The 25,395-nt window shown below is 64.0% G+C and carries 24 protein-coding genes; 14 read left to right on the forward strand and 10 right to left on the reverse strand.

Translation table 11 applies throughout. The features are described 5' to 3' along the window. The first annotated feature begins 46 nt into the window (after positions 1 to 46). From QUH67_RS17905 to QUH67_RS17915, 3 genes are all read left to right on the forward strand, one after another. Positions 47 to 880, forward strand: a complete 834-nt coding sequence (locus tag QUH67_RS17905; protein WP_300940110.1) for a universal stress protein — start codon at positions 47 to 49, stop codon at positions 878 to 880. A 96-nt stretch (positions 881 to 976) separates the two neighbouring features. After that, entirely contained in the window at positions 977 to 1,348 is a 372-nt protein-coding gene (locus QUH67_RS17910; RefSeq protein ID WP_300940111.1) for a hypothetical protein, read from the forward strand. A 13-nt stretch (positions 1,349 to 1,361) separates the two neighbouring features. After that, the gene (locus QUH67_RS17915; RefSeq protein WP_300940112.1) at positions 1,362 to 3,215 is read left to right on the forward strand and encodes a PHA/PHB synthase family protein; all 1,854 of its coding nucleotides are present in this window, start codon (positions 1,362 to 1,364) and stop codon (positions 3,213 to 3,215) included. Positions 3,216 to 3,243: 28 nt separating this feature from the next. Here QUH67_RS17915 and QUH67_RS17920 read toward each other — a convergent pair whose 3' ends face one another. Continuing rightward, positions 3,244 to 3,450 carry a YgaP family membrane protein gene (locus QUH67_RS17920; protein ID WP_300940113.1) on the reverse strand — a complete coding sequence of 69 codons (207 nt, stop codon included), beginning with the start codon at positions 3,448 to 3,450 and terminating at the stop codon, positions 3,244 to 3,246. Positions 3,451 to 3,671: 221 nt separating this feature from the next. On the opposite strand from QUH67_RS17920, the gene QUH67_RS17925 reads away from it, so the two are divergent. After that, the gene (locus tag QUH67_RS17925) at positions 3,672 to 6,365 is read left to right on the forward strand and encodes a bifunctional acetate--CoA ligase family protein/GNAT family N-acetyltransferase (protein ID WP_300940114.1); all 2,694 of its coding nucleotides are present in this window, start codon (positions 3,672 to 3,674) and stop codon (positions 6,363 to 6,365) included. Positions 6,366 to 6,382: 17 nt separating this feature from the next. Here the strand turns inward: QUH67_RS17925 and QUH67_RS17930 are convergent, their stop codons facing one another. Genes QUH67_RS17930 through QUH67_RS17965 form a run of 8 tightly spaced genes read right to left on the reverse strand, consistent with a single transcriptional unit; the run spans position 6,383 to position 15,152 of the window. Further along, a complete protein-coding gene (locus QUH67_RS17930; protein WP_300940115.1) occupies positions 6,383 to 7,975 on the reverse strand; it encodes an MBL fold metallo-hydrolase in 1,593 nt (530 codons plus the stop codon). 2 nt (positions 7,976 to 7,977) lie between these two features. Next, the gene (locus QUH67_RS17935) at positions 7,978 to 8,874 is read right to left on the reverse strand and encodes a ribose-phosphate diphosphokinase (protein WP_300940116.1); all 897 of its coding nucleotides are present in this window, start codon (positions 8,872 to 8,874) and stop codon (positions 7,978 to 7,980) included. After that, positions 8,871 to 10,424 (reverse strand): thymidine phosphorylase family protein, encoded by a 1,554-nt coding sequence (locus QUH67_RS17940; protein ID WP_300940117.1) that lies wholly within the window; start codon positions 10,422 to 10,424, stop codon positions 8,871 to 8,873. Before QUH67_RS17940 ends, QUH67_RS17935 begins: the two co-directional genes overlap by 4 nt. Before the next feature lie 30 nt (positions 10,425 to 10,454). Then, entirely contained in the window at positions 10,455 to 11,294 is an 840-nt protein-coding gene (locus QUH67_RS17945) for a universal stress protein (protein WP_300940118.1), read from the reverse strand. Between the two features lie 33 nt (positions 11,295 to 11,327). Beyond that, a complete protein-coding gene (locus QUH67_RS17950) occupies positions 11,328 to 13,916 on the reverse strand; it encodes a cation-translocating P-type ATPase (protein WP_300940119.1) in 2,589 nt (862 codons plus the stop codon). Between the two features lie 3 nt (positions 13,917 to 13,919). After that, positions 13,920 to 14,345, reverse strand: coding sequence for a hypothetical protein (locus QUH67_RS17955; protein WP_300940120.1), 426 nt, complete (start codon positions 14,343 to 14,345; stop codon positions 13,920 to 13,922). Positions 14,346 to 14,389: 44 nt separating this feature from the next. Then, positions 14,390 to 14,875 carry a phage holin family protein gene (locus tag QUH67_RS17960; RefSeq protein WP_300940121.1) on the reverse strand — a complete coding sequence of 162 codons (486 nt, stop codon included), beginning with the start codon at positions 14,873 to 14,875 and terminating at the stop codon, positions 14,390 to 14,392. A gap of 1 nt (position 14,876) precedes the next feature. Then, the gene (locus QUH67_RS17965) at positions 14,877 to 15,152 is read right to left on the reverse strand and encodes a hypothetical protein (RefSeq protein WP_300940122.1); all 276 of its coding nucleotides are present in this window, start codon (positions 15,150 to 15,152) and stop codon (positions 14,877 to 14,879) included. 163 nt (positions 15,153 to 15,315) lie between these two features. On the opposite strand from QUH67_RS17965, the gene QUH67_RS17970 reads away from it, so the two are divergent. From QUH67_RS17970 to QUH67_RS17980, 3 genes are read left to right on the forward strand one after another with little or no spacing between them, the layout of a single operon-like run. Continuing rightward, complete coding sequence (locus tag QUH67_RS17970) at positions 15,316 to 16,452, forward strand: ABC transporter permease (RefSeq protein WP_300940123.1); 1,137 nt, start codon at positions 15,316 to 15,318, stop codon at positions 16,450 to 16,452. Between the two features lie 2 nt (positions 16,453 to 16,454). Next, on the forward strand, positions 16,455 to 17,228 hold the full coding sequence (locus QUH67_RS17975; RefSeq protein WP_300940124.1) for an ABC transporter ATP-binding protein: 774 nt from the start codon (positions 16,455 to 16,457) through the stop codon (positions 17,226 to 17,228). Positions 17,229 to 17,230: 2 nt separating this feature from the next. Next, complete coding sequence (locus tag QUH67_RS17980) at positions 17,231 to 18,334, forward strand: ABC-type transport auxiliary lipoprotein family protein (RefSeq protein ID WP_300940125.1); 1,104 nt, start codon at positions 17,231 to 17,233, stop codon at positions 18,332 to 18,334. Between the two features lie 50 nt (positions 18,335 to 18,384). Here the strand turns inward: QUH67_RS17980 and QUH67_RS17985 are convergent, their stop codons facing one another. Beyond that, the gene (locus QUH67_RS17985) at positions 18,385 to 18,702 is read right to left on the reverse strand and encodes a c-type cytochrome (RefSeq protein ID WP_300940126.1); all 318 of its coding nucleotides are present in this window, start codon (positions 18,700 to 18,702) and stop codon (positions 18,385 to 18,387) included. 182 nt (positions 18,703 to 18,884) lie between these two features. Between QUH67_RS17985 and QUH67_RS17990 the strand changes: the two genes are divergently transcribed. From QUH67_RS17990 to ccoG, 7 genes are all read left to right on the forward strand, one after another. Next, positions 18,885 to 19,598 carry a Crp/Fnr family transcriptional regulator gene (locus QUH67_RS17990; protein WP_300940127.1) on the forward strand — a complete coding sequence of 238 codons (714 nt, stop codon included), beginning with the start codon at positions 18,885 to 18,887 and terminating at the stop codon, positions 19,596 to 19,598. Between the two features lie 118 nt (positions 19,599 to 19,716). Next, positions 19,717 to 19,857, forward strand: a complete 141-nt coding sequence (locus QUH67_RS17995; RefSeq protein ID WP_300940128.1) for a hypothetical protein — start codon at positions 19,717 to 19,719, stop codon at positions 19,855 to 19,857. Positions 19,858 to 20,396: 539 nt separating this feature from the next. Next, a complete protein-coding gene (ccoN, locus tag QUH67_RS18000) occupies positions 20,397 to 22,016 on the forward strand; it encodes a cytochrome-c oxidase, cbb3-type subunit I (protein WP_407080464.1) in 1,620 nt (539 codons plus the stop codon). Positions 22,017 to 22,027: 11 nt separating this feature from the next. Beyond that, a complete protein-coding gene (ccoO, locus tag QUH67_RS18005; RefSeq protein ID WP_300940130.1) occupies positions 22,028 to 22,762 on the forward strand; it encodes a cytochrome-c oxidase, cbb3-type subunit II in 735 nt (244 codons plus the stop codon). 12 nt (positions 22,763 to 22,774) lie between these two features. Next, positions 22,775 to 22,939 (forward strand): cbb3-type cytochrome oxidase subunit 3, encoded by a 165-nt coding sequence (locus tag QUH67_RS18010; protein WP_300940131.1) that lies wholly within the window; start codon positions 22,775 to 22,777, stop codon positions 22,937 to 22,939. Between the two features lie 7 nt (positions 22,940 to 22,946). Next, a complete protein-coding gene (gene ccoP, locus QUH67_RS18015; protein WP_300940132.1) occupies positions 22,947 to 23,819 on the forward strand; it encodes a cytochrome-c oxidase, cbb3-type subunit III in 873 nt (290 codons plus the stop codon). Positions 23,820 to 23,918: 99 nt separating this feature from the next. Further along, positions 23,919 to 25,382, forward strand: coding sequence for a cytochrome c oxidase accessory protein CcoG (ccoG, locus tag QUH67_RS18020; protein WP_300940133.1), 1,464 nt, complete (start codon positions 23,919 to 23,921; stop codon positions 25,380 to 25,382). Positions 25,383 to 25,395 lie beyond the last annotated feature (13 nt).

Raw genomic sequence — 25,395 nt, forward strand, 5'->3', positions numbered from 1 at the left:
TCAAGACGGGGAACGCAAGTCCCCGCAACTACGTGGGAGTCGGGCGATGTTCAGGAACATTCTGGTTCATATACCCTCCGAGCGGCCGGTCCGGCCGGTTGTCGATGTCGCTGTCGCGCTGACCATGGCGCGGCGGTCGCATCTCGACGCCGTCGCCATCGGCTATGAATCGATGGGCGCCGCCGGCATGATCGTCGAGGGTGGCGGGGCCGCGGTTGCCGCCGTGATGGGCGCGGAGCAGGAACGCGCCCAGGAGAGGGCTGACGCCGCGATCGCGGTGTTCGAAACCGAGGCCAAGCTCGCCAAGATCGCCTACGGCACGCGGACGCTCGCGTGCATTCCCGCCGAGGCCGGTCAAACCGTCGCCGCGCTCTCCCGGCTTTACGACATGACCATCGTGCTGCAGCCGGATGGCGCCCGCGCCAGCTACGACAACGAGATTCCCCAGCACATCCTGTTCAATTCCGGCGGGCCGATGCTGATGGTTCCCTATATCCATAAAGGACCGCTGGACGCGCACCATGTCGGCATCGCCTGGGACGGCAGCCGCCTCGCAGCGCGCGCGGTGCGCGACGCGATACCGTTCCTGATGGGCGCGAACGCCGTGACCATCATCACGATCAACGAGGAGGCCAGCGAGGCGTCTTCCGACCAGCTTGCAGCACATCTGGGACGGCGCGGCATTGCGGCCAGGCTGCAGCGGCTGACTGCGGATCGCGGCAACGTTCAGGGCGCCATCCTGTCGATCGCGGCCGAGAACAATATGGGCCTGCTCGTGATGGGCGGATATGGCCATTCGCGGCTGCAGGAGCGAATCCTGGGCGGTGTTACCCGGAGCATGTTCGACAGTTTGACCGTGCCGGTGCTGATGTCGCACTGAGCGACCATCGGCGTGGCGTCGGGTTGATGCACCTCAATGCCCGGCCTCGGGCCGGCGGATATGCTGTTGGCAGGAATTCAGAGATGGGAGATCGTCATGTCAGAGCTGTCTGAGCGGGCCGATTCCGATTCCTCTTCGGGAGGCCTCAAAGGCGAAGCCGAAGCCACCAGACTGAACCAGAGCGCGCTGGATTTCATGCTTGGCGCCCAGAGGATATTGTTCGAGGAGATGGTATTCTTCGGCGACGAGATGATGGAGCGGACGCGGACCGAAACGCACCTGTTCTCGGAGTTCGTCACGAAGATGGCAGGCGCGCATTCGGTAAAGGACGTCAGGACGATGTGCCAGGAATGCGGCCAGCATCAGCTCGACTTCATCCGCCGCGACACCGAACGGCTGTTCAGGCACGGCGAGCGAATGATTGCGGCCACCTCGAACCTGATCGGCAACCGCGGCGTGCCGAACTGACCGGCCGGACCGCATGCAGAAGAAATCGCCCCTCCCATCGGCGCAAGTTGCCGTCGCGCCGATCCGTCACTCTGACGCGGGCCCCGGCGACGACCGGCAGGCCGTCTCGCTGGTGTTACCGCAGGCACCATCCCCTACGAAGGGCGTCGGAGACGTCGAAACCTATCGGGCCGACCGGACGCTGCATGCCATGCTGGCTCGCCTCAGCGGCGGCATTTCACCGACCGCGTTGTTGCTGGCCTATACGGACTGGCTGTCGCACCTGGCGGCTTCCCCGCAGCGTCGGCTCGAAATCGCGCAGGAAGGCCTGATCGACGCTGGGCGCTTCGTTGATGCCGCGCGGCGGTTCTTCACGCCCGGGCAGGGGCCATGGTCGGTGATCAAGCCGCAACCCCAGGACAAACGTTTCGGACGACCGGAATGGGAACTGCCGCCGTTCAATCTGATGGCGCAGGCCTTTCTGCTCGGCGAGCAGTGGTGGCACAACGCGGCCACCGGCGTGCGGGGCGTGGCGAAACAGAATGAGGCGATCGTCGAGTTTTCGATCCGGCAGATGCTGGACGTGATGTCGCCTTCGAATTTTGCGGTGACCAACCCGGAGGTGCTGCGCAAAACGTTCGAGACCGGTGGCGACAATTTTATCCGCGGCTGGCGAAATTTTTGCAGCGACTGGGCTCGCGCGGCGTCGGCGGGTCTTGGCCCGGTCGCGACCGGCGATTTCGTGGTCGGCAAGACCGTCGCCACCTCGCCCGGCAAGGTCGTGTTCCGCAACGAACTGATCGAACTGATCCAGTACGCACCGACCACCGAAAAGGTCCATCCGGAGCCTATTCTGATCGTGCCGGCCTGGATCATGAAATACTACATTCTCGATCTGTCGCCACAGAACTCGCTGGTCAAATATCTCACCGGGGAAGGTTTTACCGTCTTCATGATATCATGGCGCAACCCCGATGCCGCCGACCGCGAGATCGCCTTTGACGATTATCGAAGGCTTGGGGTCGCTGCAGCGCTCGACACGATCGGTGCCGTCGTGCCTGACCGTCAGGTGCATGCGCTGGGCTATTGCCTGGGCGGCACGCTGTTGTCGATCGCCGCGGCCACCATGGCCCGCGACGGCGACAAACGCCTGAAGTCGATCAGCCTGCTGGCAGCGCAAACCGATTTCACCGAGGCCGGCGAACTGACGTTGTTCATCAACGAAAGCCAGGTGGCGTTTCTCGAAGACATGATGTGGGAGCGGGGCGTGCTCGATACCACGCAGATGGCGGGCGCGTTTCAGCTGCTGCGCTCCAACGACCTGATCTGGTCGCGGCTGACCCGCGACTATCTGATGGGCGAACGGGCCGCGCCGAGCGATCTGATGGCCTGGAATGCCGATGCCACCCGCCTGCCATACCGGATGCATTCGGAGTATTTGCGCAAGCTTTTCCTCAACAACGACCTTGCCGGCGGACGATATCTCGTCGAGGGCAAGCCGATATCGTTGTCGGATATTCATATCCCGATGTTCGTCGTCGGCACGCTCCGCGACCACGTCGCGCCGTGGAAATCCGTCTACAAGCTCCATTATCAGGTCGATGCCGATGTGACCTTCGTTCTCGCCAGCGGCGGCCACAATGCCGGTATCGTGGCGCCGCCCGGCGAACCCGGGCATACCTACCGGATCAAGACGGAGGTCGCGCACGCCACCTATACTGGTCCTGATGAATGGCTGAACACGGTTCCATCCGTCGACGGTTCCTGGTGGCCGGAGTGGACGAAGTGGCTGTCCGCCCTGTCCGGCGAGGCATCGGCGCCGCCCCGGATGGGAGCCGACGCGAGCAAGATTTTGGCCGATGCACCCGGCGACTATGTTCGCCACTGATCCCGGCGGCTAAGGCAAGTCCGCTGATCTACTGGCGGACGGGGCAGGTCGAAATGCCGAGAACGGTGTAGAGCGGGCAGCTCCCGAAGAAGGCCGTCACGAGCGGCACCACGCCGATCAACCCGATCCAGTGCCAGCCCTGGATGGCCAAGCCGTCCTGTAAAGCGTAGGCTATCAACGCCAAGCCCAGGATGATCCGTACATATTGATCCAGTTTTCCAATATTGACCGGCATGGCAAGCTCCTCGCGCGAATGCGCCAAGGCAAGCGTTTCATGCGATGCCGCTGTTGGCTTTGATCTGTCTCAACAAGCAGTTGGCGGCGAAAGTTAAAGGAGGCGCCGGCAGAGTTGTCATCGGACCGAAACAGCGTCCGCGGTAAAATGCCCCGCCACGAACACATTGCGCGCCATACGTCGTTCTGCGGGGCGTTGCTACTCACCGGATACAAAGACCGATGTCCACCTATCGCCTAAAAAATCTGCTTGCGCCGCATTCCGTCGCGTTGATCGGGGCCAGTCCGCGCCACGGCTCGGTCGGCCGCGCCATCCTCGACAACATTCGCAAGGCCCAGTTCAAGGGCCAGTTCGGTCTGGTCAACCCGCGCTATCACGAGATCGACGGTGTTGCGACGGCCGGAAGCATCGCAAAGCTGGGTTTTGCGCCTGAACTCGTTGTTCTCACCGCGCCGGCGACCGTCATTCCGGGTCTGATCGATGAGGCCGGCCGGCGCGGCGCGGTCGGCGCCGTCATCGTGAGTTCCGGGCTCGGCCACGGTCCGGGATCGCTGGCCGACGACGCGGAGCGGGCTGCGCGAAAATACGGCATGCGGCTGATAGGCCCGAATTGCCTGGGTATCATGATGCCGGGCGTCAGCCTCAATGCGAGCTTTTCCGCGCATATGCCGGCGGCAGGAAACCTGGCGCTGATCTCGCAGTCCGGCGCCATTGCCGCCGGCATGGTGGATTGGGCAGCCCAGCGCTCCGTCGGCTTCTCCGGCATCGTCTCGATCGGCGACCAGCTCGATGTCGATATCGCCGACCTGCTCGATTACTTCGCGCTCGACGAAAAGACCCAGGCGATCTTGCTCTATATCGAGGCGATCAAGGATGCCCGCAAATTCATGTCGGCAGCGCGCGCCGCCGCCAGGATCAAGCCGGTGGTGGTCGTCAAGTCGGGCCGGATGGCGCAGGGCGCGCGGGCGGCCGCCACCCATACCGGTGCGCTCGCCGGGTCCGACGCCGTCTACGACGCCGCCTTCCAGCGTGCCGGAATCCTTCGCGTGTCGGATTTGCGCGAACTGTTCGACTGCGCCGAGACGCTCGGGCGGGTCAAATCGCCGCCCGGCAAGCGGCTTGCGATCCTGACCAACGGCGGCGGCATCGGGGTGCTCGCGATCGACCGGCTGGTCGAGCTCGGCGGCATTCCAGCCGAACTTTCTCCCGCGACGCGCAAGAAGCTCGATACGCTGCTGCCGCCGACATGGTCGAAGGCGAATCCGGTCGATATCATCGGCGATGCCGATATGGCACGCTATGCGGCGGCGCTCGAAGTACTATTGGCAGACCCCGGCAACGATGCCGTCCTGGTGATGAACGTTCAGACCGCGCTCGCGCGCGCCGACGATATTGCTACGGCGGTCATCGGCGTGGTCGCAAAGTATCGCGCCGAGCATCGGATGTCGCCGAAGGCCGTGCTTGCGGTTTGGGTCGGGGCGGATCAGTCGATCAGCGACCTGCTGAGCGGCGCCGGAATTCCGAACTACCAGACCGGGGGCGATGCCGTCCTCGGCTTCATGCATCTGGTTCGACATCGCGAGGCGGTCGCGGCACTGGCGCAGGTTCCGCCCGCGATGCCGAGCGACTTCGCGCCCGATGTCGAAGCCGCGCGAGGGATCGTAGCCGCAGCGCTTGCCGACGGACGTCCTTGGCTCGATCCGATCGAGGTCAAGCGGCTGTTCGACGCCTACGACATCGCTGCCGTGCCGACCTTTGCAGCTGCCGATGCCGACGAGGCGGTCGCCCATGCCAACGCCATCTTCGCGCAGGGCAACACCGTCGTGCTCAAGATCATGTCGCGCGATATCGTGCACAAATCCGATGTCGGAGGCGTGATCCTCAATCTCACCAGTGCCGACGCCGTGCGCCAGGCGACCGCCGAGATTCTCGCGCGGGCAAGATCGCTGCGGCCGGAGGCCCGGATTACCGGCGTGATGGTGCAGGCGATGGTGGTGCGGGCGAAGTCCCGCGAACTCATTCTCGGCCTTGCCGACGATCCGACCTTCGGCACCGTCGTCGTGTTCGGCCGCGGCGGCACCGCGGTCGAGATCATCAACGACAAGGCGCTGGCGCTGCCGCCGCTCGACCTGCAACTGGCGCGCAGTTTGATCGAGCGCACCCGCGTCTCGCGGCTGTTGCGCGCCTATCGCGACGTGCCGGCGGTAAAGCAGGACGCCGTCGCGATGGTCCTGGTCAAGCTGGCGCAGATGGCCGCCGATATTCCCGACATCCGCGGCCTCGATATCAATCCGCTGCTGGCCGACGAGGCCGGCGTGCTAGCCGTCGATGCGCGCGTCGTGGTCGGGCGCGTCGAGCGCAAGTTTCGCGGTTCCGGTCCGGCGAATTTCGCGGTGCGGCCCTATCCCACGCAATGGCAGCGTCATCTCGAGGTCAAGGACGGCTGGCGCGTCTTCGTCCGCCCGATCCGGCCCGAGGATGAGCCGTTGATCCATGAGATGCTGAAGCACGTCACCATGCAGGATCTGCGGCTGCGGTTCTTCGCGCCGATGAAGGAATTTTCCCACGAATTCATCGCCCGCCTGACCCAGCTCGACTATGCCCGGGCGATGGCCTTCGTCGCGTTCGACGAGACGAGCAACGATCCGGTCGGCGTGGTTCGAATCCATTCCGATTCGATCTACGAGAGCGGCGAATATGCCATCCTGTTGCGCTCCGACCTCAAGGGCAGGGGACTGGGCTGGGCATTGATGCAGATGATCATCGAATATGCCAAATCCGAGGGGCTGAAAGCCATTTCAGGCGATGTGCTGGCCGACAACAGCGTGATGCTGGCCATGTGCCGCAACCTCGGCTTCGAGGTGAAGCCGGATCCGCAGGAGCACGACATCTGCTGTGTGAGACTGACGCTGTAAGCGCCTGTTTTGTAATTCTATTCCTCGAGCGCCCGGCGCAGCCGCCGGATGATGACGCCGCGCGCACGGTCGTCGGCCGCGGCATCGATGCGCTCGTTGATGTCCAGCACCAGCTTCGACATGTCATTGTGCCAGTCGAGCGCAACCACCGCCTCCGGCGCCAGCCGTCGCCGGCGGCCGGCATCGAGCGGCGTCGGTACGGCCGCTGACAGCTCGTAGATGTCGTCGAGCAGCGGCTGAAACACCCGAGCCGCCGGAATGATCCGTTCGGAGATGCGTTCAGCGAGGCCGGCAATTGCAGGTTCCTCGCCATGGACCAGAAACAGCCCGCGCTGAATGGGGCGACGCGCGGCGATCCATCGCGCCAGTTCGGACCCGTCGGCATGGCCGGAATAATCGTCGATGCTGCGGATGGTCGCGGCCACCTTGATCTCGGTGCCCTGGATACGAACCGCCTTGGCGCCGTCGACGAGAAACCGGCCCAGCGTTCCCTGTGCCTGGAAACCGACCAGCAGCACGGTGGCCTTGGTGTTCCACAGCCAATTTCTGAGATGGTGCCGGATGCGCCCGGCATCGCACATGCCGCTGGCGGCAATGATGATGTGGAAGCCGGTCAGCCGGGCGATCCGCTTGCTTTCTTCGACCGTTTCGGTGAACCGCAGCTGTGGAGAGTTCAACAGCCGGCTGACGTCCACCTCGGGATCGAGGCTTGCGGCGTGCTTGCGGAATACCTCGGTCGCGCGGATCGCCAGGGGTGAATCGAGGAAGACCGGCGCCGCCGGGATCGCGCCGCGGTCCATCAGTTCGACCAGGTCAACGATCAGTTCCTGGGTGCGCTCCACCGCAAAGGCGGGAATGATCAGCGCGCCCTTGCGGCCTGCCGCATCGCAGACCTCCGCGGCCAGCCGGGCGCGGCGCACATCCGGCGACGTCGCAGCACGATCGCGGTCGCCATAGGTCGATTCCGAAATCACGTAATCGAAGCCGGAGGGGGCCTCGGGGTCCGGCTGGAGCAGTTTGGCGTCGGGCCCGATATCGCCGGACGCGAGAATGCGCAGCGGCTTTTCCGTCCCGCCGCGATCGGCGCATTCGATTTCGATCGAGGCCGAGCCCAGCAGATGCCCGGCATTCCAGTAGCGTGCGCGCACGCCCGGAACAACATCGACCCAGCTTTCGTAATCGACCGGAACAAACGATTGCAGGGCGGCGATGGCGTCGCCCTGGGTATAGATTGGGGTAACCTCGTCGCGGCCACGCGCGGCGTTGCGCCGGTTCAGCGCTGCGACCTCCGATTCCTGAATGCTGCCGGCGTCGGGTAGCATGTAAGAGCAGAGATCGACGGTACCGCGTGTCGCCAGGATGCGGCCGGTGAATCCGTGCCGCACGAGCTTGGGCAACAGGCCGCTGTGATCGATATGCGCATGGGTAAGCAGCACGGCATCGATATCGGCGGGGCGAAAGGGAAAAGCGCCGTAGTTCAGCGCTTTCAGGGTTTTCTGTCCCTGAAACAGCCCGCAATCGACCAGGAAACGCCCGGTACCCGTCTCGAAGAGATAGCACGAACCCGTGACGGTGCGCGACGCGCCGCAGAACCGGATGGTTACGCCCATGGTCATGGCTCCGTTAACTCGCCTTTCAACGCGTCGAAGAACAGTTCGTCGAGCGCGATGGCATTGGTGAAATGCGACACGCTGTGTGTCGAGCGGATCGAGCGAACCCGTGCCGAACGCATTTCGGGGTGGGCGGACTCCGGAAACAGGGCATGGGTCACGACGGCGTCGATGGCCGTCGCGCCGGCGGCGGTCAGCGCCCTGGCGCAGGCGATGATCGTGCCCCCGGACGAGACGATATCGTCGACGATCAGGGCGGGGTGGCCTGTAATGCACGCCCTGTCCGGAAATTCGATCGCGACCGAGCGGTCGCCGCGCCGGATCTTCGTTGCAACGGTATGGCGCAGGTGGAGCCGGCCGGCGAGGTCGCTGACCCAGGGGAGCGATTCCGCATCCGGTCCGACCACAACGGTGTCCGGACCGAGCCCGGAATTTTGCAGCGCATCGGCTATCGCCGGCATGGCGGAGAGATTGTCGGATTGGATGCCGGGAAAGACCGACGCGATGTCGGGCGTGCGATGCAGGTGTGCGTCGACGGTGACGACGCGGTCGAAGCATCGCGCCAGCATTCGGCCGACCACCTGCTGGCTGATGGCTTCGCCCGCGGTAAACGCTGTGTCTTGCCGCATGTAGCAGAGATACGGCGCGACGAGCACCAGACGCCTGGCGCCGCCGCGCCGCAGCGCTTCGGCCGCGAACATCAGCGCGATCAGTTTGTCGTTCGGATGGTTCATCGAGGCGTAGACGATCGTCGTGGCCGGCGCCGGACCGACCGTCACCCGCGTTTCACCATCGGGAAAGGCATGGACGGCGATTTCGTGAAACGGCACGCCGAGCCGGGCGGCGAGGGCGGCTGCGTCGCGCGCGGAGGACGGCAGGCCCTGAACGGCCACGCTCAAGGCGCGGTCTCGACAGCAAGCCCCTGCCGCGCGCCGACGACATACCCGCTGTTGCGGGTGGCAGCCGCTACGGCAAGATCGAGCTCGCTCTGGTCATAGGCGTGAATCCGATAGAGCGGCTGGCCCTTTTCGACGCGATCGCCGATTTTGCGAAACAGCCTGATGCCCGCGCCTTTGTCGATCGGCGCGCCCGCCGTTCGCGCCAGACGGTTTAGCTGCAGGCAATCGATTTCAGAGATCGCGCCGTCATCGGCGGCCTGGACGTCGAAGCTCAGCCTGCCAACGTCGTTGCGGCATGTCGAAGGCCCCTGCGCGTCGATGATCTCCTGCATCTTTTTCAAGGCCGCGCCGCCGTCGAGCAGTTCGCGGGCGCGAGCATAGCCCGCGCCGCCGCGCAGTTGCGGGTCGTATTCGAGCAGATGCGCGGCGAGCCGCAGCGATTTTTCCCGCAGGTCCGCCGGCGCGTCCGTCTCGTTGGCCAGCACGGCCATCACGTCGGCGGCCTCCAGTACCGGACCGATGCCGTTGCCGATCGGCTGGCGGCCGTCGGTCGTGATCACCTCGACGGCAATGCCGAACTGGTCGCCGACGAACTCGAAGAGCTTGCGCAGCCGCATCGCCTCCGTGGCATTGGCGAGTTTCGCCGTCGGGCCGACCGGCAGGTCGATCAGGAGACGGGTCGAGCCGGCGGCGAGTTTCTTCGACATGATCGAGGCGACCATCTGCTCGCCGGTGTCGATGCAGAGCTGGCGCTCGACGGAGATCAGAATATCGTCCGCCGGCGACAGGTTGACGTGACCGCCCCAAACCAGGCAGCCGCGGCATGCCGCGACCACCTCCTTCATCTCGTCGACGGAAACGTCGACTCGCGCCAGGACTTCCATCGTGTCGGCCGTCCCGGCCGGAGACGTGATGGCGCGCGAGGACGTCTTCGGGATGGTGAGGCCATGGGCGGCGACGATCGGCACCACGATCATGGAGGTGCGGTTTCCCGGAATGCCGCCGATGCAATGCTTGTCGACGACGAGGGGGCTCGGCCATTTCAGTTGCGTGCCGGCGACGGACATCGCGCGAACCAAGGCGAGCAGTTCTCGGCTGGTCATGAAGCTCGCCGAACTGATCAGGAACGCGGCCACCTCCATGTCCGAATAGCGGTAATGCGTCAGATCCCTGATGATGGCATCGATTTCGGCCGGCTCGAACGCGCGGCCCTGAATTTTGCCACGGACGGCATCGAGACTTTCAGGAGCGGCGGCGGGACTGACCGTCACCAGACTGCCGATCGGTTCGGCGAAACGACGGAACGCCGGTTCGGAGAGCCCGATCTCGTCGGACCCGACCAGGCCGTCGTCGTCCGTGATCAGGAGGGTGGCCAGCACCACCTTCGAGCCGCGCCGCAGCTCGACCCGGCTGAATCCCCGAAAGATCTCCGGCCGCAGCGCGCTCGAATGACGCGAAATCACCACCACATTTTCGCGTCCGGTGTCGAGACTGACGCGCCGGACTCTCAGTGGCGGGCGGGAATCATCCCGCTTGTCGTTTGGGGCCATCTGATTGTCCTGCGAAATCCGACGCAGCCCTCAATGGGAGAACAGGATCGGCAGCGGTGGCTTTGACAGCAGGCTCTTGGTGGCGCCGCCGAGGATGAACTCGCGCCAGCGTGGTTGGCCATAGGCGCCCATCACGAGAACGTCGACCTGTTGTGCCGCGGTGTAGTCTTCGAGCACTTCGCCGATCGACCGGCCGTCGGCGTCGACCTTGTCGAGCACCACGTCGATGCCGTGGCGCGCCAGGTTTTTCGCCAGCGCTTCGGCCGAATGCCTGCTGTCCAGTTTCTTTTCGTTGACGACGGTGACGATCCGCACCTTTCCGGCCTTTTCGAGCAGCGGCATGGCATCGGAGATCGCGCGGGCCGCAGCACGGCTGAAGTCCCAGGCGACGGCGACGGTGCCGAGCTGGAACGGGCGCGCGCGCGGCTTCTCGGGCAGGATCAAGGTCGGCCGTCCCGATCCGAAGATGACGGCTTCCGCATACCACTGGTCGTAGCTGTCCGGCACCGGCACGATGGTGAGATCGCGGAGCCGCGCGTGCTCGACCAGGAGATCCGGCACCGCAAAAGTCGGGCATTTTTCCAGTTGGGTTTCGTGCAGTATCCCGGCCTTGTTGGCGGCGGTGTCGAAAGCCGCCAGCATTGCCTTGGCGTTGTTGCGGCTCTTCTCCGCCTCACCGGCGATCATGCCGGGAATATTGGCCATCGCGCCGGAGAGGAAGTGTCCGGGCACTTCCACATGCACCTCGCAGGCCACCGCCGCCAGATGTGCGCCGAAAGCGGCCGCGATTGCGACCGCATTCTCGGCAACCGTCGTCGGGGTGGGATCGGGGTAACTTGTCAGTGTCAGCAGAATGTCTTTGAACGCCATGGAGGCTCTCCTTGTTTCGGAATTAATCTAGCGTCAGGACGGGGTCGGGGTTTGATCCACCGCAAGCGGGTCACTTCGTCGCGTGGGCGGCTGCCGCCGCGGTCGCAGCAGCGGTTTGAGCATTTCCAGAGCGAGCAGTGAGACGAAGCCTGCGCCCAGAGTCAGGGCAAGATCGTTGGCGTGGAGCGGGCCGAAGCCGAAAAGCTGGTTCACCGCCGGCCACAGCAAAGTGACGGCCAGGATGATGGTGACCGCGGCGAGCACCGCGACCAGCGCCCGGTTCGGACGCTGCAGGGCGGCGAGCGGCGACGCGCTGAAGGAGCGATTGACCAGAATCAGGCTGACGATGACGATGATGAGCGAAAAGAACGTCAGCGCCCGCACTTCCGGAACGGGCATGCTCCAGTTCAGCGCCGCGACGTAAATGGCGGCGACCACCGCAAACGCCAGCAGCCCCTGTAACAGGCTCCAGGTGACCAGCGCCCGCGAGAACAGCGGCTCATCGGGAGCGCGCGGCGGACGCCGCATGACATCGTCCTCCTCGGTCTCGGCCTCGAACACCAGCGAGCAGACGGGATCGATCACCATTTCCAGCAAGGCGATATGGATCGGGCCGAACAACAACGGCGTGCCCAAGACCAAGGGCAGCAGCGCCAGGCCCGCGATGGGGACGTGAACAGCAAAGATGAAGCTCATCGCCTTGCGCAGATTGTCGTAGATGCGGCGTCCGAGGCGGATCGATTTGACGATCGAGCCGAAATCGTCGTCGAGCAGCACGATGGCGGACGCTTCGCGCGCCACGTCGGTGCCGCGCCCGCCCATGGCGATCCCGATATGCGCTGATTTCAGCGAGGGAGCGTCGTTGACACCATCGCCGGTCATGGCGACGATTTCGCCATTGGCCTTGTAGGCGTTGACGATGCGCAGCTTCTGGTTTGGCGAGATCCGCGCGAACACAACGGCCCTTTGCACCAGGCTGGCCAGCTCCGCCTCGCCCAATCGTTCGAGCTGTTCGCCGGTCACGAGTTCGCCGTGTCCGAGCCCGGCCTGCTGGGCGATCGCGTTGGCGGTTGCCGGATAGTCGCCGGTGATCATGACGGCCTTGATGCCGGCGGTCCGGCATTCGTGGACCGCCTCGACGACGGTGGCGCGCAGCGGGTCGGCGAGGCCAACCAGCCCCATGAATTCGAAGTCCAGTTCGCGCGGCGATGCCGGCCAGGACGTCCTAGCAAGACGGGCACGGGCCACGCCAAGCACGCGCAAGCCGGCAGAGGCCATCGCGTCGATCGATTGCGTCAGCGCCGCACGCTCCGCAGTTTTCAGCCGGCAAAGACCAGCGATCGCCTCCGGGGCGCCCTTGGCGGCGACAAGGTGCTCCCGCCGGTCGTCGCTGGTCTGCCAGATGTGGGTGACGGCGAGGAGATCGGGCCGAAGACCATAGGCATGCACAAGCTTCCAGTGCGGATGCCGGTATGCGGCCTCGGTCGTCCGCTCGCGCGCCAGGCTATGGAACGCCCGTTCCATCGGATCGAACGGCTCGGCTGCGCTGGCAAGCAGACCGAATTCGATCAAGTCGTGGAATCGCGCGGGCATCGCCGTGTCTTGCGGTGGGCGGAAGACGGTTCCGTCCATCAGCCGCAGTTCGATGATGGTCATCCGGTTTTCGGTCAGGGTGCCGGTCTTGTCGGTGCACAGCACGGTGGCGGAACCCAGCGTCTCGATCGCCGCCGCGCGCCGCGTCAGGACGCGGGCCAGCGAAATGCGCCAGGCGCCCATTGCCATGAATACGGTCAACACGACCGGAAACTCCTCCGGCAGCATCGACATGCCCAGTGCGATCCCGGCCAGCACCGCGTCCAGCCATCCGCCGCGCATAAAGCCATAGAGCAGGACTGCGAGCACACAGACCGCACCACCGATAACGGCAAACAGCCGGACGACGCGCCGCGTCTGCACCTGCAGCCGCGGCGGCTCGGTTTCGAGGCTGGCGAGCGACTGGCCAATCTGGCCGATCTCGCTTTGCGCGCCAATGGCGAAGACTTCCGCCAGTCCCGCGCCTCGCACCACCAGCGAGCCGGAGAAGATTTGCGGCAGGTCGTCGCCGCCTGGGCGCTGCGGTCGGGCCTCGCCGCGGTCATCCCAGGCGACCTTGCGCACCGGCACCGATTCCCCGGTCAGGGTGGATTCGTCGGCCTGCAGATCCGTACACTGCAAGAGAATGGCGTCGGCAGGCACCCGGTCGCCCTCGGAGAGAACGATGAGGTCGCCCCGCACGACGTCGCGACCGGCGATGCGCTTGCGTTCGCCGTCGCGAATGACGAGCGCGCGGGGACTGGTGAGGTCGCGCAACGCCTCCAGCACCCGCTCGGTCCGCGTCTCCTGCACGACGGTGATCAGGATCGACATGGTCGCAAAGGCGAGCAGGATGAAGGCTTCCTTGAGGTCGCCGAGCGCCAAATAGACGCCGCCGCCGACCAGCAGCAGCGCCAGCATGGGCTCGCGCAGCACCTCTATCGCGATCCGAAGCGGCGTGCGCCGATCCGCTTGCGGAAGTTCGTTATGTCCATCCGCGCGAAGCCGTGCCGCCGCATCGGCTTCGGTGAGACCGGAAAATGGTGTCACGGTTCAAAGATACGATACCGACGTCACCCGGTAGGTGTGCATCTTGCCGCCTTCGTTGATCGAGACATACTCGCCGACCAGGAAGCGTTCGTCTGCGAAGTGATAGCCGACCTCGTCGGGCAGGCTGCTGTCGCCGTCGTCATAGCGGAAGGCCCAGCCGCCGCCGGGACGGTGCACCAGGTGACCGCGCTGGTCCTGCTGGTCCGGACGCTGGCGCACGACACGGCAGGCATCGCGATGCTCGCGCCATAACGCGGCATCGATGCGATCCTCGGCGTCGAGCGGTGCCACGATGATATAGGCCACCTCGTCATCGCCGTCGGGATGACCGGGCTCCCGGGCCAGCGCCAGGCGGAATTGGCGGAATTGCACGGGCAGGGACGCGTTCAGGATCGGTTTGATCTGGGGCTTGGCTCTGGCATTGGACATTTCTTATCGCTCCTTGGCTCTCCAGGATGAGGCGGTTGCCACGATCAACCCGGCTCGGCGGGGGATTTCGCTGCGGTTGCGCTGGATTTCTTCAGGCTCCTGACGATGATCGTGATCAGCGGCACCAGCACCAGCGGCAGCACGCTGTTCAGGGGGTGCTGCACCATGCCGGTGAACTGCGACTGCAGCGCGCGGGCCTCGCCCTGCAGGGCCTCGACCGCGGAGCCGTGAATCTCGGTGGCGAGTTCGAGTTCACGACCGGCTGGCGGCCGGCCCCCGATCACGAACAGGACGGCTGCGATGACGAAATTGGCAGCGCCGAGGATGGCGGCGGCCGAAATAGCGCTCCAGATCTGCACCAATGCGAAATAGGCCGACAATTCCAGCATCAGCAATCCGAACGCCGCGATCAGCGCCGCAAATGCGCGCAAGCCCAGCCCGACCAGCATGTGCCGCATCCGGATTTCGGCGATGATGCGGTCGGTGCGCCACAACGCGCGCAGGTGCTTGATGACGTTCTCGCTGTTCAAGTCAATGTCTCCTCAGCATAAAGCCGACGGCAATCCCGAGCGCAAAGGCAGAGGCGATCGCCACGAGCGGTCGCTCGGCGACCAACCGCTCGACATGCTCCTCTTCCTCGCTCAAGGTGTCCCCGAGATCGCTCAGGGTCGCCTTGATTTGTTCGACGAACGCTTCGGATTTGTCTTTGGCGGCGTTGAATACGTCGTCGGCTGGCGCATGTAGGAGGCGCGAAATCTCGCCTTTCAGCGCCAGCAGTTCGTCACTCAGTTCGCTGGATTTGAACATTGCGTCCGCCTTGCTTTCCTCGTGGTTCAAATTGTAGGCGAGACGCAAAAGCGCCACTTGATTTGGGTCAATTGCTTAGCCGCATCTGGCGCCTTGAGGCAGGTCAACATGGGCGTTTCGCCTCCAGCCTAGAGAAATCCCATCCGATTGAAGGAACACCATTTTGGCGACGGCACCTCTGCTAACCGCGACGTCATCGGGCGATGCGCTCGAACTACGTCCAGCCGGCTCCTGGACGGCTTCGAATGCGACAACATTGGAGCGGCTTGCCGACGATGTCGCGCCACAGGTCGATCGCGCCGCCGCCGTCAAGGTCGACATGACGGGGGTACGCGAACTCGACACCCTCGGCGCCTGGCTGCTGGAAAAGATGTCTCGGCGAGCCACCTCGGCCGGCCGCCGCGCCGATGTCGTCGGCGTTGCCGACAATTACGTCGGCCTGATCGACGAGGTTCGCCAGGTCAACCGGCAGACGCCGGCGCCGGCGTTGGCGCGCAATCCCGTCGTGGCGAAGCTCAGCGATATCGGCCGCGCCACCATCGGCTCCAGGGAAGACATCGCGGCGTTCCTGCAGATGCTGGGCGCGGTGTGCTTCGCCATTCTCGGCGTCCTGCGCCGGCCGCGTTCACTGCGGCTGACCTCGCTCACCTACCAGCTCTATCGTGTCGGCTGGCAGGCGATCCCCATCGTCGTGCTGATCACGTTCCTGATCGGCGCCATTATCGCCCAGCAGGGCATCTTCCATTTCCGCAAATTCGGCGCAGACTCCTATGTCGTCGACATGGTCGGCATTCTCGTGCTGCGCGAACTCGGCGTTCTGATCGTTGCCATCATGGTGGCGGGCCGCTCCGGCAGCGCCTACACGGCCGAACTCGGTTCGATGAAGATGCGCGAGGAGATCGACGCACTGTCGACCATGGGGCTGGACCCGACCGAAGTCTTGATGCTGCCGCGGATCCTGGCACTGATCTGCGCGCTGCCGATCCTCTCCTTCATCGGGGCGATGGCAGCACTCTACGGCGGCGGCCTGGTCGCGTGGTTCTATGGCGGCATGGGGCCGGCGATCTTTCTGGCGCGGTTGCATGACGCCGTCTCCGTTACCCATTTCGAGGTCGGCATCATCAAGGCGCCATTCATGGCGCTGGTGATTGGTGTCGTCGCCTGCAGCGAGGGCCTGCGCGTCAAAGGCAGCGCCGAGTCGCTCGGAAAGCAGACCACCACCTCGGTCGTGAAATCGATCTTCCTGGTGATCGTGCTGGACGGGCTGTTCGCGGTGTTCTTCGCCTCGATCGGAATGTAGCGATGCAGCAGGCCGCTGAACCCTTTGCCATTCGCGTCCGCGATCTCGTGGTCGGCTTCGGCCGTCGCATCGTGATCGACCATCTCGCGCTGGACGTCCGACGCGGCGAAGTTTTAGGACTCGTCGGCGCCTCAGGCGGCGGTAAATCGGTCCTGATGCGGACCATCATCGGGCTGATCCCGCGACAGGGCGGCGAGATCGAGGTGATGGGCTCACCGATCAACGGTGACCGCACCACCCGCAGCGCCGCCGGGAGGTGGGGCATCCTGTTCCAGCAGGGCGCGCTGTTCTCGTCGCTCACGGCACGGCAGAACATCCAGTTTCCGTTGCGCGAGAACCTTAAATTGTCGGATGCGCTGATGGACGAGATCGCAACCGCCAAGCTCGAAATGGTAGGGCTCAAGCCGGAAGACGGCGACAAATTTCCCTCCGAACTGTCCGGTGGCATGACCAAGCGCGTGGCGCTGGCGCGTGCGCTCGCGCTGGATCCGGCCATCGTGTTTCTCGACGAGCCGACCTCGGGGCTCGATCCGATCGCCGCCGGCGATTTCGACGCCTTGATCAAGACGCTGCAGAAGACGCTGGGGCTGACCGTGTTCATGGTCACCCATGACCTCGCCAGCCTCAATACGGTCTGCGACCGTGTCGCGGCGCTGGCCGACGGCAAGATCGTCGCGATCGGGCCGATGCGCGAGCTGCTTCAATCCGGGCATCCCTGGGTGCGGGCCTATTTTCACGGCAAGCGCTCCCAGATGCTGCAACCCAAAGCGAGTTAAAGATGGAAACGCGTGCTCCCTTCGTCATTGTCGGCGCCTTTGTGCTGGCGGCCATCGTGGCCGTGTTCGGCTTTGTCTATTGGCTGCAGAACACCGGCGGCCTTGGCCCGCGCACCAGCTATCGCGTGCAGTTCGAGGGCTCGGTGCCGGGGTTGCTGGTCGGCGCGGCCGTGCTGTTCAATGGCATCCGGGTCGGCGAGGTGACCGATCTCGGCCTGGCGCCCGGCAATCCGCGCGGCGTCAATGCGACCATCTCGGTCGCCGCGACGACGCCGGTGCGCGCGGATACCAAGGTCGGTCTCGAATTCCAGGGCCTGACCGGCGTGCCGGTGGTCGCGCTCGAAGGCGGTACGCAGGTCGCGCAAACCGGCGAGGTAAAGACGCTGATCGCCGAGCCCGGCGCGGGGCAGGGGATGACGCAGGCTGCGCGTGATGCGCTGCGCAAGGTCGACACGGTGTTGTCGGAAAATTCGGGGGCGCTGAAGGACACGATCGGAAATCTCAAGGTCTTTTCCGAAGGCCTGGCGCGCAACACCGGCAAGCTCGACGGCATCGTCGCCGGCCTCGAACGCATGACGGGGGTCACCAGCCCGCCGCCAAAGATCACCTACGATCTGCGCGCGCTGCAGAGCGCTGGAGCGCCGGGCAAGACGATCGGCGTGCAATGGGCGATACCGGAACCGACGGCGGTCGCGATGCTGGAAACGCAGCGATTCCTGTTTTCGCCGGCGCAGGAATATCCGGGATTTGCGGAGGCAATGTGGGCCGATGCGCTGCCCAAGCTGATCCAGGCGCGCCTGATCGAGAGTTTTGAGAATTACGACATCGCACACGCGCCGCTGCGCGCGCCCGATATCGGGCAGACTGAATTCCAGTTGCTGATCGATGTCAGGCAGTTCCGCATCGCCGTCGAGTCCGGGCCGGCAGCCGAGATCGGCTTGTCCGCCCGGATCGTTGACAAGAACGGCAAGATCGTCGCCTCGCGCCTGTTCGAAGAACGTGAGAAATTCGCGAACATCGTTCCGTCCGAAGCGGTCACCGCGTTCAGCGAAGCATTCGGCCGGATCGCAAAGAACGTGATCGGCTGGACCGTGCAATCGAACTAGGCGAGGCAGAGGCTGCCTGGCCACTCCGGGCCGGGCTGCTCGAGCTCCGACTATTCGAGCGTCTTTAGATACGCCAGCAGATCGCCGATCTGGTCCGGGCCTAGCTGGAACGCCGGCATCGTGGGGTGCCCGGTGTAGATGCCTTCGGCCAGCGCCTCGCCGATGGTTTCGATCGGGTAGCGCTTGTGCAGCGTCCGGAACGGAGGTGCGATCTTGAGCGGGCTTGCCGAAACCTTGTCGATCGAGTGGCACTTCGCGCAGTTGTTCAGCGCAAAAGTCTTGCCGCGCTGCTCCTGGGGCGAGGCGGCGGCGGCGGCCGTCAGGGTGAGGAGCGTGAACGCCAGCGGCAGCACAATTCGTCCAGTCATTGCAGCTTAAACTCCGTGGAAATTCGGCTATGCAGCCCCGCGTCAATCTGACGGTTTAATCGCCGCCTAGTTTGATGTGGATCAATCGGCGGGCGGTGGATCCGCTAGAATGAAATATATCTCCGGCTGGTCCGCCATGGCCGGAGAATCGCGTCAATCCGGCGCTTGAACGGGTAGGGGTAATGATACGAACCATCTCTCCGAATCGGGCAAGTTTCGGGCGCTGTTCCGCCTGTACCGTGCGGTCGCTCAGCATCTGCGGGGCGCTCGACCAGGCCGACCTTGCGGAGTTCGAACGGATCGCGCGCCAGGTGCATTTTGCGCCCAACGAAGCGCTGTTCTCGGTGGGGCAGGTCGCAAATTCGGTGCACAGCCTGACCTCGGGCGTCGCGCGCCTCTACAAGCTCTTGCCGGACGGGCGGCGTCAGGTGATCGGCTTTGCGCTGCCGGGCGACTTCCTCGGCACGGCGCCGGCCGACCGCTTCAGCTTTTCTGCGGACGCCATTGATTCTGTGACAGCCTGCCGTCTCTCCAGGGAAGCGTTCACGCACTTCATCGAGCACAGGCCGCATTTCCTGATTCGGATCAACGAGTTCGCGGCACGGGAGCTGACCATGGCGCAGGAGCAGATGCTGCTGCTGGGCCGGCGCACGGCAGAAGAGAAGGTCGCATCCTTCCTCCTCAACTGGCGGCAGCGCCTGGCCCAGATCGGCGACGAGCAGCCGACCATTTCGCTTCCGATGAGCCGGCAGGACATCGCGGATTATCTCGGGCTGACGATCGAAACCGTCAGCCGGACGCTGACCCGGTTCGAGCGTGAAAAGATGCTGATCATCGTCACGGGTGGCGTTCGTCTCCTGGACCCGGATCGGGCTGCGGCCATGGCCGCGGCATAAGATCCGATATCGGCCGTGGGAAATCCCGCGTGAGCGGTGGCGCCTTTTTGATCCATATCAAAGTACCGAATGGGGGCCTTAGGCATGTTTTCTTCCCCAACAACGGAGGATCAGCCCCATGCCAACCGAGTCCTTGCTTGTCACCGTCGGCGTCGTCGCGATGTTCGTGGTCTTTGCCGTGGTCCTGTACTGGGGTGACCGGCAGACTCGACCGAACCAGCTTGCCGGCTCGGATCATGGCAGGCGCCGCGCGTTTTGACCGGCCGGTCCGCCCGGACGGAGCCATTCACCGGGTGAGCGAGGCGAGAACCGCCAGCCGCTCCGATGATCCCGATCTCGCTTGATATGCGTCAATACACCGGGCGCTGGTCCGCGCTTTGGTTGCACCACACGCCTGCGAGGTCTTGTTTTGATGATGTCCGCCGATACGGAAAGACTGACTGCCGCCATCGGTCGCGGATGGCGGGCAATCGCCGGCAGGTTCGGGCACATCGCCACGTCTCATCCGGAATTTTACGGGTGTGCGAATCGACGGGAAGATTCGTCGCATAGCGGAAACGCGCGGCTGAACGAGCCCGATGCATCTGCCGAATCCGCCGCGTCACTGCAGGCGCGGCTGCCGATCGGCCCGTCCTGCTGCTGAAGCCATTGCAACGGCGATACATCTTCATTCTTTCCTATTGGGCAACGGCAGGAAATTGACCTCGATCAATTTCTCCCTCGCGAAGCTGTGATCAGTAAGCTTCGCATCCGCACAAGAGAATCTCATCCATGACCCAATCCCTAACCGCAAAAAAGATGACGCACGGCGAAGCCGGTCTGGTGCTGGTCTTTTCGCTATCCGCGTTTCTGTGTCTGTTCGCTGCGGCTAACGCGCTGGACACGGCGTTTGCCTTTCACGCCTTGCTGTTCAGCGCCGCCAGTCTCGCGTCGATCATTGTCATCGGCAACCGCTACTTCGCGCGTACGTCGCTGCCGCCGCAGGAGATCAACGGCCGCCCCAACTACAATATGGGCCCGATCAAGTTCGCGGCCGTGATGTCGGTGATCTGGGGCATCGCCGGCTTTGCCGTCGGACTGCTGATCGCCTCGCAGCTGGCGTGGCCCGCGCTCAACCTGGATTTGCCGTGGACCAGTTTTGGCCGGCTGCGGCCGCTGCACACCTCGGCGGTGATCTTCGCCTTCGGCGGCAACGTATTGATCGCGACGTCCTTCTATGTCGTGCAGAAGACCTGCCGCACGAGGCTGGCGGGCGATCTCGCGCCCTGGTTCGTCGTCGTCGGCTACAATTTCTTCATCCTGATCGCCGGCACCGGCTATCTGCTCGGCGTCACCCAGTCCAAGGAATATGCCGAACCGGAATGGTACGCCGATCTGTGGCTGACCATCGTCTGGGTGATGTATCTGCTGGTCTTCCTGATGACCCTCGTGAAGCGAAAAGAGCCGCATATCTTCGTCGCCAACTGGTTCTATCTCGCCTTCATCGTCACCATTGCCGTGCTGCATCTCGGCAACAATCCGGCGCTGCCGGTCTCGGTGTTCGGCTCGAAATCCTACGTCGCCTGGGGTGGGGTGCAGGACGCCATGTTCCAGTGGTGGTACGGCCACAACGCGGTCGGCTTCTTTCTGACCGCCGGCTTCCTCGCCATCATGTATTACTTCATTCCCAAGCGCGCCGAGCGGCCAATCTATTCCTACCGCCTGTCGATCATCCACTTCTGGGCGCTGATCTTCCTCTACATCTGGGCCGGCCCGCACCATCTGCACTACACGGCGCTGCCGGACTGGGCGCAGACGCTCGGCATGACATTCTCGATCATGCTGTGGATGCCGTCATGGGGTGGGATGATCAACGGCCTGATGACGCTGTCGGGCGCCTGGGACAAGCTTCGTACCGATCCCGTGCTGCGCATGCTGGTCGTTTCCGTCGCCTTCTACGGCATGTCGACTTTCGAAGGTCCGATGATGTCGATCAAGGTCGTGAATTCGCTCAGCCACTACACTGACTGGACCATCGGCCATGTGCACTCGGGCGCGCTGGGCTGGGTAGGCTTCGTCTCCTTCGGCGCGTTGTACTGCCTCGTCCCGTGGCTTTGGGAACGCAAGGGGCTCTACAGCCTGAAGCTGGTCAACTGGCATTTCTGGACCGCCACGATCGGCATCGTGCTGTACATCTCGGCGATGTGGGTGTCGGGAATTCTGCAGGGCCTGATGTGGCGCGCCTACACCTCGCTCGGCTTCCTCGAATATTCCTTCATCGAAACCGTGGAGGCGATGCATCCCTTCTACATCATTCGCGCGGCGGGCGGAGGACTGTTCCTGATCGGATCGTTGATCATGGCCTATAATCTCTGGATGACGGTGCGCGCCGGCGAAGCGGAAGTGCAGTCGCCCGTGGCCCTCCAGCCGGCGGAATGAGGAGCGCACACATGTCTTTCTGGACACGACACCAAATCTTCGAAAAGAACTCGATCGTCCTGATCGCGGGCATCCTCGTTGTGATCGCGATCGGTGGCCTCGTCGAAATCACGCCGCTGTTCTATCTCAAGAGCACGATCGAGAAGGTCGACGGCGTCAGGCCGTACACGCCGCTCGAGCTTGCCGGGCGCAACGTCTATGTCCGCGAGGGCTGCTACCTGTGCCACTCGCAGATGGTCCGGCCGCTGCGCGACGAAGTCGAACGCTACGGACACTACTCGCTCGCAGCCGAGAGCATGTACGACCATCCCTTCCAGTGGGGGTCCAAGCGCACCGGTCCGGACCTGGCGCGCGTCGGCGGCAAGTATTCCGACGAATGGCATGTCACGCACCTGAACAATCCGCGCGCGATCGTACCGCAATCGGTCATGCCGGGTTACGCCTTCCTGTCACGGACCGACGTCGACGAAACCAGCCTCGCGGCCCATCTGCGCACCAACCGCATCGTCGGCGTGCCCTATTCGGACGAGCAGATCGCCAACGCCGTCGCCGATCTCAAGGCGCAGGCCGATCCGGACAACGCCGGCGTGGACGCGTTCACCAAGCGCTATCCCAAGGCGGTCGCCCGCAATTTCGACGGCAAGGGCGGCGCTCCGACCGAGATGGATGCGCTGGTCGCCTACCTGCAGATGCTCGGCACGCTGGTCGACTTCAAGCTTTACAACGAAAAAGCCAATCTTCGCTGAGAAGGCACAACGATGAAAGCAATTCTCACAGTCCACAACATCGCTTCCGACCTCGTTACGTCGGTCTGGACGCCGATCTTCGTCGGGATCTTCATCGCGGTGGTGACCTACGCCCTTTGGCCGCGCAACCAGGCTGCCTTCGACGAAGCGGCCAAAATGCCCTTGCGCGAGGAGTAAGCCTGACATGACCGAACACAGCGATATCGATCACGTTTCCGGAAGGTCGACCACCGGTCACCAGTGGGACGGCATCAAGGAACTCAACACGCCGCTCCCGCGCTGGTGGGTGATCACCTTCTACCTGACCATCGTCTGGGCGATCGGCTACTGGATCGTGTACCCGGCCTGGCCGCTGCTCCGCAGCCATACGACCGGCATCTGGAACTACTCCACGCGCGCCGAGGTCGCCAACGAACTCGCCAACCTGGAAAAGATCCGCGGTGACAAGATGGTGGCGCTCGGCGCCGCTCCGCTGGAGGAGATCGAGAAGAATCCCGCCCTGTTGGCGCTGGCCCGCGCCCGCGGCAAGACGGTGTTCGGCGACAATTGCGCGCCCTGCCACGGCAGCGGCGGCGCCGGCGCCAAGGGCTATCCCAACCTGAACGACGACGAATGGGTGTGGGGCGGCAGCCTTGACCAGATCATGCAGACGATCCAGTTCGGCGTTCGCTCGGGGCACGCGAAAGCGCATGAGGGGGCCATGCTGGCGTTCGGCAAGGACGGTATCCTCAAGAAGGACCAGATCGTCACCGTCGCCAACTACGTGCGGTCGCTATCCGGCCTGTCGACGGCGGCGGGATATGACGCGGCGGCCGGCAAGAAGATCTTTGCCGAAAACTGCACATCGTGCCACGGCGACAACGCCAAGGGAAATCAGGAACTCGGCGCGCCCGATTTGACCGACAAGATCTGGCTCTTCGGTTCGGACGAGGCGACGCTGGTTGAGACCATCAGCAACGGCCGTGCCGGCGTGATGCCTGCCTGGGTCGACCGGCTCGATCCTTCCACGATCAAGGCGCTGACGGTCTATGTCCACTCGCTCGGCGGAGGCAAATAGCCACCAGGGCGGGGCAGGCGTCCTTCCTCTTTGAGGTGGATCAAACGGCTTCTCAAAGCTCGGCCTACAGTGAACTTCCGAGAAGAGATCAGCCCTGCGATGAACCAGCCCGTGAACCCGACCGACCTGCAGCTTGACGACGATGGGCCGCTGTATGCGGCCCAGAAGAAGGTCTATCCGCAGAGCGTATCCGGAACCTTCCGCCGGACCAAATGGGGGCTGATGGCGTTCTGCCTCGGCGTCTATTACCTGTTGCCGTTCGTGCGCTGGAATCGCGGCCTCGGCGCGCCGGATCAGGCGGTGCTGATCGATCTGCCGAACAGCCGGTTCTATTTCTTCTTCATCGAGCTCTGGCCGCAGGAAGTCTACTACTTTACCGGCCTGTTGATCGTCGCCGCGCTGACGCTGTTCCTGATGAACGCCGTCGGCGGCCGCATCTGGTGCGGCTACCTCTGCCCGCAGACGGTCTGGACCGACCTGTTCTACGCCGTCGAGCGCCTGATCGAGGGTGATCGCCGCGAACGGATGCGGAAGGATGCCGCCAAGGGCACGATGAAGCTCGAACGCTTCGCCGAAATCCTGCTGAAACACTCGATCTGGCTGATGATCGCCTGGTGGACCGGCGGCGCCTGGGTGCTGTATTTCAATGACGCACCGACGCTGGTGAAGCAGCTCGTCACCTTCCAGGCGCCGATGATTGCCTATATCTGGATCGGCATCCTGACGGCGACGACCTACCTCCTCGCCGGCTGGATGCGGGAGCAGGTCTGCGTCTACATGTGCCCGTGGCCGCGGATTCAGGCCGCGCTGACCGACGAATGGGCGCTCAACGTCACCTACAAATACGATCGCGGCGAAGCCCGCACGTCGCTGAAGAAGGCCAACGAGCTGCGCGCGTTGGGCCAGCCGGTCGGCGACTGCATCGATTGCTATCAGTGTGTCGCCGTGTGCCCTACCGGCATCGATATCCGCAACGGATCGCAACTCGACTGCATCCAGTGCGGCCTGTGCATCGACGCCTGCGACACCGTGATGAACAAGATCGGCCGGGAAACCAGGCTGATCGGCTACGACAACGACATCAACATCCACCGCCGCGCGGCCGGCAAGCCGCCGATCTACCGCATCGTGCGGCCGCGCACCGTCACCTATGCGGTGATGATTGCCGCCGTTGGTGCGATCATGCTGTATGCGATGCTGACGCGGACGCTGCTCGACATCAACGTGCTGCATGACCGCAATCCGGTCGCGGTAAAACTTGCCGACGGATCGATCCGCAATGCCTATACCGCCCGTCTCCTGAACAAGCGCGGTTTCGACCGGGTCATCGCAATCGACGTCGACGGTCCGGTCAACGCCGCGCTGCATGTCGTCGGCGCCGATTCCGTGACGCAGGACCGGCCGATGATCGTGCTGGCGCGCGACACCACCACCGAATTGCGGCTGCTGGTGACGGCGCCCGCGGAGAGCAATCCCGCCAAATCGATACCGGTGCGCTTCCGCGTCACCGATATCGGTCTCGGCGAGGTTGCCAGCGTCACCGATCATTTCGTGGCGCCATGACAGGGGCGAGGAA

Origin of the sequence: Bradyrhizobium roseum, assembly GCF_030413175.1 — a bacterium.
Lineage (GTDB): Bacteria > Pseudomonadota > Alphaproteobacteria > Rhizobiales > Xanthobacteraceae > Bradyrhizobium > Bradyrhizobium roseum.